Raw genomic sequence first — 12635 nt, forward strand, 5'->3', positions numbered from 1 at the left:
CCACCCCGCCACGGACCGTAGCCAGGAGCTGCGTGCCCGGGCGGAGGGAACGAGAACGCGGGCGACCAGTCGGACATCCAAAACCGTTCGGGATGACCGCAGTGACCAGGTACGGGTCCAAGACTCACTCCTGATCACTTAGTTGGAACGGTTGACCATGACGCTACGTCAGGGTTGGAGCCTGGTCGCATGACGAACGACAGCATTTCCTCGACCCGGCCCGCGCCGCCGATCAGCTCGACTCGGCCCGCCCCGCCGATCGGAGGGTTCCAGGAGATCGACGGCCGCCGCATTTTCGTGCATCGGTCGGGCAGCGGCGGACCGGCCGTGGTGTTCCTGCCGGGTGCCAGCGCGGTCGGCCTGGACTATTTCGGTGTGCAGCAAGGGGTTTCGCAGTTCACCACCGCCGTGGTGTACGACCGCGGCGGCACGGGCTACAGCGATCCCCTCCCGCTGCCGCGCACCGCCGCCGCGGTCGCCGCGGAACTGCGCGAGCTGCTGCGCGCCCAGCACATCGCCGCCCCCTACGTCCTGGTGCCGCACTCCCTCGGCGGCCTCTACGCGCATCGGTTCGCGCAGCTGTACCCGCAGGACGTGGCCGGTCTGGTCTGGCTGGACGCCTTGCACCGCGACTGGGACGACTTCATGCCGCCCGCGGCGAGTCTGGCCGCGGTCGAGCAGATGGCACCTGACCGGGAGCAGTTGGAACGGATGCGCCCGGCCCTGCGCAAGATGAACGCCGAGTTGCTCGCGGACCACCCGGAACACATGCGGCAGGCGCTGATCGACGCCAAGGCGAGTGACGAATGGACCCACGCCGGCATCGCCGAGCGCACCAAGTTGGCCGAACTCGCCACCGAACTACGGGCCGGGCCAGACCTTCCCGACGTTCCGGTGATCGCTCTCACCGCGGTCGGCACCGACCCCGCCCAGCAGGCGCTGACGTCGGAGCGGACGCTGCGAGAGATGCACGACGGCCACACGAGAATGGACGCGGCCCTGGTAAGCGCGGTCTCGCACGGGGAACAACGCATCCTCTCCGACACCGTCCACCACCGACTCTGCTTCGACCGCCCCGACGCCGTGGTCCAGGCGATCCGCGACGTCGTCGACCGAACTCGCCTCTAGGGCCGGCCCGATGGATCAGGGCCGGGTCCGCGCCTGGCCCACCGGACGCTCCCTAGACTCGGCACGACCACAACTGCACGAAGACCCGAGGAGGACGGTGCTCACGATCAGCCAGCTCGCGGCAACCGCCGGCGTGACCGTGCGCACCGTTCGCCACTACCACCACGTCGGCCTGTTGTCCGAGCCCGAGCGCGATACCTCCGGCTACCGCCGCTACAACGCGCAAGCGGCGGTGGATCTCATCCGGATCAGGACCCTCGCCGATGCCGGGGTGCCGCTGGCCCGTATCGACGCGCTGCTGCATGCGCAACCGGCCGAATTCGCCGCGGCCATCACCGACATCGACGCCGCCTTGCAGCGCAAGATCGACCAACTCGCCGAATACCGCCGCAGGATCGCCGAACTGGCCGGCGGCGAAAGCCTTGTCCTGCCTCCCGAGGTGGTCGCCATCCTGAACCGCATGCGCGGTCTCGGGGTCAGCGAACTGCGGGTACGACTGGAGCGCGACTCGTGGATCCTGATGCAGGCACTGGACCCGCACGCCATGCCGCAGCGGATACGGGAGAAGAACGCCGGCTTCGACGACCCCGAGACGACGCGCCTGTATCTCGCCTGCGATCAATCGGTCGACTGGGATCCGGACGATCCACGCCTGGACCGACTCATCGACGACCTGGACGCGTGGGAGATCACGCACGAAGGAGACAGCGACCGGGCAGGGTCCCTGAAGCTGGTCTCTTCCCGGATCTCCGAGGCATCACCGGCATGGCAACGCATCATCGATGCGCTCGCCCACCGCGCCAAGCAGCGCCGAACCGCCGGGCACGACAGCTGAAGCCGGCACCCTGGCCAGGTCCGACAGCGGGATGAGCTCCCGGAGCCGGTCGTAGGCGTCCGTCGCCTGATCGGCAACGCGGTGACGCGGTGACGCGGTGACGCGGTGACGCGGTGACGCGGTGACGCGGTGACGCGGTGACGCGGTGACGCGGTGACGCGGTGACGCCTCCGGGCTCGCTGCGAAGCCCGCCACCGACCATCGGGCAGGTGCGGCCCGCGTAGTCACCTGCACCGCGCCGCGCACCGCGACGAGCGGCACGCCGATGGCTACCGCGAGGACATCCGGTTCATCGTTCATCCTGGCCGCCCCACCCGGAAAGCGGCCGACCAGCGCACCCGGTCACACATGGCGCACGCCACTATTGCTAGCACTTGCTTGCAATAGTTAGCACTGCCGTGCAGTATCGAGACATGGCATCTCTCAATGTCGGCAACCTCGGCGACTTCCTGCGGGAGCAGCGGCGCACCGCGCAGCTGAGCCTGCGGCAGCTGGCGGATGCCGCGGGGGTGTCCAACCCGTACCTCAGCCAGATCGAGCGCGGTCTGCGCAAGCCGAGTGCGGAGATCCTCCAGCAGCTGGCCAAGGCGCTGCGGATATCCGCCGAGACGCTGTACGTCCAGGCCGGGATCCTGGACGAGCGGCGCGGCCCGGACGGCGCCGGGGTGCAGACCGCGATACTCACCGACCCGTCGCTGAACGAGCGGCAGAAGCAGGTCCTGCTGCAGATCTACGAGTCCTTCCGCAAGGAGAACGGGCTCGGCGCCAGCGACGCGGACGACGGCACGGCGCACCGGTCCGGCAACGGACCCGAGGACGGGGGCCACCCCCATGAGGCAGAGGCCGACGGCGGCCCGCACGCCACCTGAGCAACCCCATCGTTTCCAGGAGGAACCACGTCATGGCCATCACCACCGATGACCTCCGCAAGGCCCTGACCGACACGACCCCGCTGTACGCCCTGGCCGGTACCGCCGACCTGGCCGCCGAGAAGCTGAGCGAGGTGCCGCAGCTGGTCGAGAAGATCAAGGCCGAGGCACCCAAGCGCTTCGAGTCGGTCCGCAGCACCGACCCCAAGGACATCCAGGCCCTGGTCACCAAGCAGGCCAAGGAGGCCCAGGAAAAGCTGACCGATCTGCTGGGCTCGCTCGACGGGGACCTGAAGAAGTTCCGCGACCAGGCGCAGGAGCTGGCGCTGCGCGGCGTCGGCCGGGCCGCCGAGGTCGCCGTGCAGGCCCGTGAGACCTACGACGAGCTGGCCGAGCGCGGCCGCGGCGCGGTGCAGAACTGGCGCGGCGGCGCCGCCGAGCAGGTCGAGGAGCTGGCGGTGGCGATCGAGCCGGAGTCGGCGCCGAAGACCGAGGCCAAGAACGGCACGGAGACCGGCAGCCGCGCCAAGACCGTGCCGGCCAACGGGACCCGTACCGAGGCGAAGGCCACCGCCTCGACCGAGCCGAGGACCGCCACGGCGAAGAAGCCGGCCGCGCAGCGCAAGCCCGCGGCGGGCCCGGCGAAGAAGAGCACCCCGCCGTCGTCCGCGTCGTGAGCCGCCGGTGAGCGGTGGTCATCGCACGGGCCGGGCACTCCGCACGTGTCCGGCCCGTTGTCCGGGTACGGTGGGGCTCGCAGGAGCCACACAGACCGAGATGACAGACCGAGTTTCCTGGCGAACGGCTAACGGGCGGTGGACGGCGTGCTGATTTACGGATTCCAGAGCATTCTGAGCTGGGTTCAGCTCGCCCTAGGCATCTATTCCGCCGTGATGCTGATCGACGCGGCCGTCCGCCGCGACGACGCCTACCGCGCGGCCGACAAGCACAACAAGGCCATGTGGCTGATCTTCCTCGGCGCCGCCACGGCGCTGCTGTTCCTGCTGCCGCTGCTGTCGTTCCTGCCGATCATCGGCCTGATCGCGGTGATCGTCTACACCGTCGACGTCCGGCCGGCGCTGCGCGCGGTGGCCGGCGGCGGACGCGGTCCCCGCCGGGGCTCCAGCTCGGACGGGCCCTACGGGCCGTACAACGGCGGCCGCTGAGCCCGGGCGGGCCCGCCTCCGCGCCTTGGCCATCAGCGCGGTGAACACCCTCTCCCAGGTGCCGTCAACGACCCACATCCGCAGCCGGTCGTAGACGCCCCGCCAGTTGCCGTACTCCTTTGGCAGGTGGAGGGAGCAGCGGCTCGATCCGCGCCCACTGCGCATCATTCAACGACACGCACAGGCCAACGCGCAGACGTCCCGGAGGGGAACGGCTACCGGCTGTCCGCGCCGTCGGCCGGATCAGCAGCTGTCCACCAGGCGATGACGCGAGTGGCCACCGCTTCGGGTGGCCGACTCGAAGGAAGCCCGAAATGGGCCTCCAGCTCATGCCGCAGGTACTCACCGATCTCCGCCCGGTCGGCACCACCGTGGAGCCTGCGGAACAAAGGGCCGATCATGCAGTCGTACTCGTCCTGGACGGCATCAGCGACACCGATCGGATCCCACTCATTGAGCAGCCGCCGCAGGTCCTTCTGAGCGGAGGTGTTCCAAGGGCGCATCTGCCCAGAGTGCCATCCGGGAACGCCAGCGATCACTCATGGCGTCTTGAGCCTGACGACAGGCCCTAGCTCCGGTCCAGCAGCAGGACCGCCACGTCGTCCGTGAGTTCCCCGCCGTTCAGGGCGCGGACCTCCCGCACCGATGCCTCCAGGAGTTCCTCGCCCGTCAGGCCGCTCGCCATCTGGCGGGTGACCAGCTCGGTCATTCCCTCTTGGCCCAGCCGCTGGGTGCCCTCGCCGATGCGGCCCTCGATGAGGCCGTCGGTGTACATCAGCAGGCTCCAGGCCGCGCCCAGCTCGACCTGGCGGCGCGGCCAGCGGGCCTCCGGCAGCAGACCGAGCGCCGGGCCGCCGAATTCGTACGGCAGCAGTTCCGGCCGCTCGCCGGCGCGGGCCAGCAGCGGCGCGGGGTGGCCGGCCAGGCACACCCCGGCGCGGTGGCCGTCCTCGGAGATGTCGACGGTGCACAGCGTCGCGAAGATCTCGTCGTCGGAGCGCTCGTTCTCCAGCACCTTCTGGAGGGTGGCCAGTAGTTCGTCGCCGTACAGTCCGGCGAAGGTCAACGCGCGCCAGGCGATGCGGAGTTCGACGCCGAGCGCGGCCTCGTCGGGGCCGTGGCCGCAGACGTCGCCGATCATGGCGTGCACGGTGCCGTCCGGAGTGCGGACGGTGTCGTAGAAGTCGCCGCCCAACAGGGCACGGCTGCGGCCGGGCCGGTAGCAGGCCGCGAAGCGCAGTTCCGAGCCGTCGAGCAGCGGCGTGGGCAGCAGGCCGCGTTCCAGGCGGGCGTTCTCCTGGGCGCGCAGCCGGGACTCGGTGAGCTGGCGCTGGGCGAGGTCGGCGCGCTTGCGTTCCACGGCGTAGCGCACCGCGCGGCTGAGCACCTTGCCGTCCAGCTCGTCGCGGAAGAGGTAGTCCTGGGCACCCACCCGCACCGCGTCGGCGGCCCGCTCGGCGTCCGTTTCGCAGGTGAGGACGAGGACGGCCTGCGAGGGCGCCATGCGCAGCACGGCGCGCAGGGCGGCCAACTCGTCACGGGGGGTGCCGACGGCGTCGGCCCGGGCCGGGATGGCGGTCCCCCCTGGACCGAAGCGCGTCGAAGGTCCTTGGGGGAGCTCCTCGCGGCCGGCCGGCTCGGCCGGGGTGAGGTCGAGCAGGATGCAGTGCACGTCGTCGGTGAGCAGCCGCTCGGCCTCGGTGAGGTTGCGGGCGGTGCGCAGCCGGACCTTGCGGCCGGCCCAGTCCCACATCTCGGGGACGTGGTTGTTCGGGTCCTCGCCGATGAGGAGCAGGGTCAGCCCCTGGGCGGGCGGCTCCGGCGCCGGCTCGGCGGCGGCGAAGGCGGCGGCCGTGGGGTCCTCGACCGCGGACTCCTCGGGCGTGACGGAGGTCACCGGCTCGGCCGTGGTGGCGGGCGCATGGGCGGCCACCGGGCGGGCAGCAGTCCGTCCGGCCGGAAGTCGCCGGTCAGCGGCCGGCCGCGGCAGGTCGGCCTCCGGGAGGTCCCGGGGCAGCGGGGCGGGGCCGAGGGACGCCTCCGGCGCACCCTGTGGCGTGCGGGAAGCCTCGGAGCAGCCCCCGTGCGCGGGCGTGCCGACGGCGGCGCGGGCGGTTTCCGCGCAGCCGCGGTCCACCGATCCTGCCTGGTGCGGCAGCACGGCCGTCCGCTGGTGCGGTACGGGTACGGGCATGGGTCTGCTTCCTTCCCTCCCCCCGAGGGGTACGGCGGTGCACCGACCGGCACACCGCCGTGCCCGGTTCGACCCTTGCTCGTCGGTCAGCGGAGCGGGGCACTACCGGGCATCGAATGGCGACCATAGCGCCCGGACCACTGCACACGGAATGCCCTTTGGCACGCGGCCTTCGTCATATGCCAGGACTGATAAGCCATTTCACCTGCGGTGGCCGGGAAGGGGAATGACGAACATCACCCCGGGCGAGCGCATTCAGCTACCGGATCGCTACGGCAAGGCGGCCGTCGATCATCCTCGGCCCGTCGCGCGAGAGGAAACAATGAAGTCGCGGCAGTGCTGTCCGACACCACCGACATTCCGCCCGCACGGTACGGAATGAGCGCCCGGAAAATGTCCGGAATCACTCCGTACCGCCATTGACGGCGGGCGCCGCGCCCGCTCAGCCGGCAGAGCCCCCGTCCGGCCGGACGACGCCCAGGATCGGCATCGAGCCGGCGCCCGTGATCGTCACCTGCCGGCCCGGGCGCGGTGCGTGCACGATCGCGCCGTCGCCGAGGTACATCCCGACGTGGCTGGCGTCCGAGAAGTAGATGACGAGGTCGCCCGGGCGCATAGCCTTGAGCGCCACCCGGGGCAGCTGCCGCCACTGCTCCTGCGAGGTGCGCGGAATCGTCCGGCCCGCGGCCTGCCAGGACCGCAGGGTCAGCCCGGAGCAGTCGAAGGTGTCCGGCCCGACCGCGCCCCAGACATAATTCTTACCGATCTGCGAAGTGGCGTACGAAATCGCCTTCTTGCCCTGGTCGGACGCTTTGTTGCTGATGTCTTTGAGTACGCCGGAGTCGAGCCATTTCTGCTGGGCCAGCAGCGCCTGGTCGTCCTCCAGTTTCCGCAGTCGTTCCTTTTCCTTGGCGGCCAGTCGGGATTCCAGTTCTTTCGCCGCGTCGATCTTGTCGTTGATCTTCTTCCGGGCGGCGTCCTTCTTCTGGCGATTGGTTTCCAGTTGCTCCCAGCGGCGACTGGCGTCCTGGGCGTAATCCTCCAAGTCGCTTTTGAGGTGCGTGAGTTGGCTGATCACACCCTTGACGGCCTGCTGTCCCTTACGGGCCAGATCGGCATTGGCAAGAAAGACCTCCGGGTCGGCGCTGAGCATCAGCTTCGCCTCGGGGGGAATTCCGCCGGTGCGGTACTGGGCGCTGGCCAGCGCCCCGGCCCGGCGCTTGAGGGTGGCCAGCCGGCGCTGTGCGGCGTCGATGGTGCGGGCCAGCTCGACGATCTTCTTCTGCTGGAGCTGGACCTGTTCCTCGGCGGCGTTGTAGTCCTCGGTGGCCCGCTCCGCCGTGCGGTAGAGGCCCTCGATCTCCTTGCGCACCTCGTCGAGGTGGCGGGCGTCGCCACCGGGCGACGGCGTCGGGGCCGGAGTGCGCTGCGCCGCCGTCGCCGTCCCGCCGAGCAGTCCCGTCGCGCAGAGCACGACCGCGGTGCACACCGCCAGCCGGCCGCCCCGTACGCCCCGCCCCGCACCCCCGCCCCGAACGCCCTGTTGTGCCCCCTGGCTCCCCACCAGTCACCTCCGGTCGTTCCGCACCGATTCGTGCGCTCTCCTTCGGCGCGGATGCTGCCATACCGGCCGGTAATTCAACAGAGCGACGGGCCGTTTCGTGGAGGGAAACGGGCGCTCGGGCCCGGAATCCCGCGCTCCAGGGCGGCGCCGCGCACCGGAACCGGGCGCTCCCCGGCGGCGCTCCCCGACCGCGCCCTCTGACCTCGGCCGCACCCCGGAGGCGGCCGCCCGCACTCGTCCGCACCGCACGCAGCCGACGGCCGAGGTTCACCGTGCGTTCACTCCGCTCCATCGGCCGCTTCACCTGATCTGCCTAATTTCGGCCGTACCGAGTGCGCGGCTCGCCGGAAGGCAACGCGACACCGCCCCGTCCCGTCACCACCCCGCACGCCGCGGAAACGGCGCGCACCAGGAAGGAACTCTCGACAGTGAAGCTTCAGCGCAAGAACCGGGTTCGCGCCCTCGCCGTTGGCGCTCTCGCCGTCTCCGGTGCCCTGGCCCTGACCGCGTGCGGCTCCGACAACACCAGCGGCGGTAGTGGCGGCGGCGGCAGCTCCGCCAAGGCGGCCAACGTCAAGTGCGACGGCAAGGGCAAGCTGCTCGCCTCCGGCTCGTCGGCGCAGAAGAACGCCATGGACGTCTGGGTGCAGAACTACTCGGGCGCCTGCCAGGGCACCGAGATCAACTACCAGCCCACCGGCTCCGGCGCCGGCGTCACCACCTTCCTCCAGGGCCAGACCGCCTTCGCCGGCTCCGACTCGCCGCTCAAGCCCGAGGAGATCGCCAAGTCGAAGACGCTCTGCAAGGGCGGCCAGGCGATCGACCTGCCGATGGTCGGCGGCCCGATCGCGGTCGGCTACAACGTCCCGGGCGTCGACAACCTCGTCCTGGACGCGCCGACCCTGGCGAAGATCTTCGACTCGGAGATCAGCAACTGGAACGACCCCGCGATCAAGAAGCTCAACCCGGGCGCCAAGCTCCCGGACCTCAAGATCCAGGCGTTCCACCGCTCCGACGACTCGGGCACCACCGACAACTTCACCAAGTACCTCAAGGCCGCCTCCGGCGGTGCCTGGAAGCACGAGCCGGCGAAGAAGTGGGAGGGCGCCGGCGGCCAGGCGGCGTCCGGCTCGGCCGGCGTCTCCTCGCAGGTCAAGCAGACCAGCGGCGCGATCTCCTACTTCGAGCTGTCCTACGCCACGGCCAGCAAGATCCCGACGGTCAAGATCAACACCGGCGCCAAGGCCCCGGTCGAGGCCACCGTCGACAACGCCTCCAAGGCGATCGCCGAGGCCAAGCCGGCCGGCCAGGGCAGCGACCTGGCGCTGAAGCTGAACTACACCTCCAAGGCCGAGGGCGCGTACCCGATCACCCTCGTGACCTACGAGATCGCCTGCGACAAGGGCAACAAGGCCGACACCCTGCCGGCCACCAAGTCCTTCCTCACCTACGTCTCCAGCACGGACGGCCAGGCCGCCCTCAAGGCCCTCGGCTACGCCCCGCTCCCGACCGAGATCGCCGACAAGGTCCGCAAGACCGTCGCCACGCTCTCCTGACCCGCCGGGCGGCGGTCCCGGTGAACCACCCGGGACCGCCGCCCATCCGGTGCATCGCCGCGCAGGAGCCCCCGCAAGGCTCCGCAGACCGGAGAAACCCATGGATTACTCAGCACACCCGACCACCGCAACGCCCCCGCCGCCACCGGCCGCCGGATCGGTCTCCGGCAAGGCGGTCCGCCCCGGCGACCGGATCTTCCTCGGCCTCTCCCGGGGCTCCGGGATCGCCCTCCTGGTGATCATGGCCGCCATCGCGGCCTTCCTCACCTACCGCTCGGTCCTCGCCATCTCCGGGGACAAGAGCAACTTCTTCACCACCCTCGACTGGAACGCCGTCGGCACCGAGCCCAAGTTCGGCATCGCGGTGCTCGCCTTCGGCACGCTCGCCAGCTCGGTGATCGCGATGCTCATCGCGGTGCCGGTCGCGGTCGGCATCGCGCTGTTCATCTCGCACTACGCGCCGCGCAAACTGGCCTCGCCGCTCGGCTACGTCATCGACCTGCTCGCCGCGGTCCCCAGCATCGTCTACGGCCTGTGGGGCGCGCTCTTCCTCGTCCCGCACCTGAGCGGCCTCTACGGCTGGCTGAACGACTACCTCGGCTGGACCGGGATCTTCAGCTACAGCGACGGGGCCGCCCGTTCGCTGTTCACCGTCGGCATCCTGCTCGCCATCATGATCCTGCCGATCGTGACCAGCGTCAGCCGGGAGGTCTTCCTCCAGGTCCCGCGGATGCACGAGGAGGCCGCGCTGGCCCTCGGCGCCACCCGCTGGGAAGTCATCCGGATGTCGGTGCTCCCCTTCGGCCGCTCCGGCGTCATCAGCGCCTCCATGCTCGGCCTGGGCCGGGCGCTGGGCGAGACGATGGCGGTCGCCACGGTCCTCTCCCCGAGCTTCCTGATCAACGCCAGCCTGCTGGACCCGGGCGGCGGCACCTTCGCCCAGAACATCGCCAGCAAGTTCAGCGAGGCCGACACCTTCGGCCAGGACGCCCTGATCGCCTCCGGCCTCGTCCTCTTCGTGATCACCCTGCTCGTCAACGGCGCGGCCCGGCTGATCATCGCCCGCCGCAAGGAGTACTCGGGGGCCGCAGCATGAGCTGGGGGAACCGCCCAGCGGTAGCTGGGGGAGCACGCGAGGCCGCCGGGCCGCAGACGAGCACGAAAGCCGCACCTCTGCGCCGAGTGGGCGGAGAAGCGAAGAAAGAGGGCGCAGCATGACCGTCGCCACCAGCCACCGGCACCGCAAGGTCGCCGAGCCGCGCACCCCGCTCGCCCTCAAGCAGTCCCGGCTGCCCCGCTGGACCCTGCCGGTCCTCGCGCTGGTCGCCGTCGCCGCCGGCTGCGGCGTCGGGCTGGCCGCCGGCCTGGACTCCGCCGTCCAGTGGGGCCTGATCGCCGCACTGGTCTTCATCCTCGGGACGTATCTGCTGACCGCCGTCGTCGAGGGCCGCCGCCAGGCCAAGGACCGGCTGGCCACCACCGTCGTGTGGACCGCCTTCCTGCTCGCCGTGGTCCCGCTCGCCTCGCTGCTGTGGGAGACCGTCGCCCGCGGCTCCAAGGTCCTGGACGGCTACTTCCTGTCCCACTCGATGGGCACGCTGCCCGACGCGATGCCCGGCGGCGGGGTCTACCACGCGATCATCGGCACCCTGGAGCAGGTCGGCCTGGCGACCCTGATCGCCGCCCCGCTCGGCCTGCTGACCGCGATCTACCTCGTCGAGTACGGCCGCGGCACGCTCGCCAAGGTCGTCACCTTCTTCGTCGACGTGATGACCGGCATCCCCTCGATCGTCGCCGGCCTGTTCGTCCTCTCCGTGTGGATCCTGATCCTCGGCTTCGGCCCGTCCGGCTTCGCCGGCTCGATGGCGCTGGCGATCCTGATGATGCCGGTCGTGGTCCGCTCCACCGAGGAGATGCTCAAGCTCGTCCCGAACGAGCTGCGCGAGGCGTCGTTGGCCCTCGGCGTCCCGAAGTGGCGCACGATCCTGAAGGTCGTCCTGCCCACCTCGATCGGCGGCATCACCACCGGCGTGGTGCTCGCCATCGCCCGCATCACCGGCGAGACCGCCCCGGTGCTGCTGCTGGTGTGGGGCGCCAAGACGATCAACAACAACCCCTTCGAGGGCGCCCAGCAGTCCCTGCCGCTCTACGTCTTCCAGCAGTGGCAGCAGGGCTCCGACGCCTCCTACGACCGGGCCTGGGCCGCGGCACTCGTGCTGATCGCCTTCGTCATGGTCCTCAACCTGGTGGCTCGCGGCATCGCCCGCTGGAAGGCCCCGCGGAGGACGAACTGAGCTGCGGCGGAGGCTGGGTGCCGCGCCCGAGGAACGAGGGCGTGGCACCCGGCCGGAGCGGAAGCGAAGTGCAGTCCGACCATCCCGGTCAGCCCGGCCGCTGACCAGCCCCACCACGAAAGAAGCAGTGATTTCCATGGCCAAGCGAATCGACGTCAGCGGCCTGAACGCGTACTACGGCGCCCACAAGGCCATCGACGACATCTCCATGACCGTCGAGCCGCGCTCGGTGACCGCCTTCATCGGCCCCTCCGGCTGCGGCAAGTCGACCTTTCTGCGCACCCTGAACCGGATGCACGAGGTCACCCCCGGCGGCCGCGTCGAGGGCAAGGTGCTGCTGGACGACGAGAACCTCTACGGCTCCGGGGTCGACCCGGTCGCCGTCCGCCGCACCGTCGGCATGGTCTTCCAGCGTCCCAACCCGTTCCCCACCATGTCGATCTTCGACAACGTCGCGGCCGGCCTCCGGCTCAACGGCACGTACCGCAAGAGCGAGCTCAAGGACGTCGTCGAGCGCTCCCTCAAGGGCGCCAACCTCTGGAACGAGGTCAAGGACCGCCTGAACAAGCCCGGCTCGGGCCTCTCCGGCGGCCAGCAGCAGCGGCTGTGCATCGCCCGCGCCATCGCGGTCGAGCCGCAGGTGCTGCTGATGGACGAGCCCTGCTCGGCGCTCGACCCGATCTCCACCCTCGCCATCGAGGACCTGATCGGCGAGTTGAAGGAGCGCTTCACGATCGTCATCGTGACGCACAACATGCAGCAGGCCGCGCGGGTCTCGGACCGCACCGCGTTCTTCAACCTGGCGGCCGTCGGCAAGCCCGGCAAGCTGATCGAGATCGACGAGACCGAGCGGATCTTCTCCAACCCGTCGGTCCAGGCCACGGAGGACTACATCTCCGGACGGTTCGGCTAGGCCGTCGCCCTCCCGGCGGCCGCCCCCGGTGTCCTGCGGTGCTGCATGGCGGTGCCACCACAGGGCGAAGGGCCCGCCCCTCCTTCCCGGGGGGCGGGCCCTTTCACGTCGACGCG

Annotated in this window: 12 protein-coding genes; 9 read left to right on the plus strand and 3 right to left on the minus strand. The window is 70.4% G+C overall.

The window, feature by feature from the left end; all coding sequences use genetic code 11:
- Window positions 1-189: 189 nt before the first annotated feature.
- The 5 genes from ACFVT2_RS36905 to ACFVT2_RS36925 all read left to right on the plus strand — a co-directional run bounded on the left by ACFVT2_RS36905 (window position 190) and on the right by ACFVT2_RS36925 (window position 3998).
- Window positions 190-1128: an alpha/beta fold hydrolase gene (locus ACFVT2_RS36905; protein ID WP_390025321.1), complete on the plus strand. Its 939-nt coding sequence runs from the start codon at window positions 190-192 to the stop codon at window positions 1126-1128.
- Between the two features lie 97 nt (window positions 1129-1225).
- Window positions 1226-1963, plus strand: coding sequence for a MerR family transcriptional regulator (locus ACFVT2_RS36910; protein WP_390025323.1), 738 nt, complete (start codon window positions 1226-1228; stop codon window positions 1961-1963).
- 413 nt (window positions 1964-2376) lie between these two features.
- A complete protein-coding gene (locus tag ACFVT2_RS36915) occupies window positions 2377-2832 on the plus strand; it encodes a helix-turn-helix domain-containing protein (protein ID WP_390025325.1) in 456 nt (151 codons plus the stop codon).
- Between the two features lie 32 nt (window positions 2833-2864).
- On the plus strand, window positions 2865-3509 hold the full coding sequence (locus tag ACFVT2_RS36920; RefSeq protein ID WP_390025327.1) for a hypothetical protein: 645 nt from the start codon (window positions 2865-2867) through the stop codon (window positions 3507-3509).
- Window positions 3510-3656: 147 nt separating this feature from the next.
- Entirely contained in the window at window positions 3657-3998 is a 342-nt protein-coding gene (locus ACFVT2_RS36925; RefSeq protein ID WP_180985833.1) for a DUF2516 family protein, read from the plus strand.
- Between the two features lie 215 nt (window positions 3999-4213).
- On the opposite strand, the gene ACFVT2_RS36930 is transcribed toward ACFVT2_RS36925, so the two are convergent.
- From ACFVT2_RS36930 to ACFVT2_RS36940, 3 genes are all read right to left on the minus strand, one after another.
- Window positions 4214-4501, minus strand: a complete 288-nt coding sequence (locus ACFVT2_RS36930; RefSeq protein ID WP_390025329.1) for a hypothetical protein — start codon at window positions 4499-4501, stop codon at window positions 4214-4216.
- 65 nt (window positions 4502-4566) lie between these two features.
- Window positions 4567-6192, minus strand: a complete 1626-nt coding sequence (locus tag ACFVT2_RS36935) for a SpoIIE family protein phosphatase (RefSeq protein WP_390025331.1) — start codon at window positions 6190-6192, stop codon at window positions 4567-4569.
- Between the two features lie 442 nt (window positions 6193-6634).
- Window positions 6635-7756 carry an NlpC/P60 family protein gene (locus ACFVT2_RS36940; protein WP_390025333.1) on the minus strand — a complete coding sequence of 374 codons (1122 nt, stop codon included), beginning with the start codon at window positions 7754-7756 and terminating at the stop codon, window positions 6635-6637.
- A gap of 428 nt (window positions 7757-8184) precedes the next feature.
- Between ACFVT2_RS36940 and pstS the strand changes: the two genes are divergently transcribed.
- From pstS to pstB, 4 genes are all read left to right on the plus strand, one after another.
- Complete coding sequence (gene pstS, locus ACFVT2_RS36945) at window positions 8185-9312, plus strand: phosphate ABC transporter substrate-binding protein PstS (protein WP_390025335.1); 1128 nt, start codon at window positions 8185-8187, stop codon at window positions 9310-9312.
- Between the two features lie 100 nt (window positions 9313-9412).
- Window positions 9413-10408: a phosphate ABC transporter permease subunit PstC gene (gene pstC / locus ACFVT2_RS36950; protein ID WP_390025337.1), complete on the plus strand. Its 996-nt coding sequence runs from the start codon at window positions 9413-9415 to the stop codon at window positions 10406-10408.
- A 118-nt stretch (window positions 10409-10526) separates the two neighbouring features.
- Complete coding sequence (gene pstA / locus ACFVT2_RS36955) at window positions 10527-11606, plus strand: phosphate ABC transporter permease PstA (RefSeq protein ID WP_390025339.1); 1080 nt, start codon at window positions 10527-10529, stop codon at window positions 11604-11606.
- A 136-nt stretch (window positions 11607-11742) separates the two neighbouring features.
- Entirely contained in the window at window positions 11743-12519 is a 777-nt protein-coding gene (pstB, locus tag ACFVT2_RS36960; protein ID WP_390025341.1) for a phosphate ABC transporter ATP-binding protein PstB, read from the plus strand.
- The last annotated feature ends 116 nt before the right edge of the window (window positions 12520-12635 follow it).

Source organism: Streptomyces sp. NPDC058000 (genome assembly GCF_042886435.1).
GTDB lineage: Bacteria > Actinomycetota > Actinomycetes > Streptomycetales > Streptomycetaceae > Streptomyces.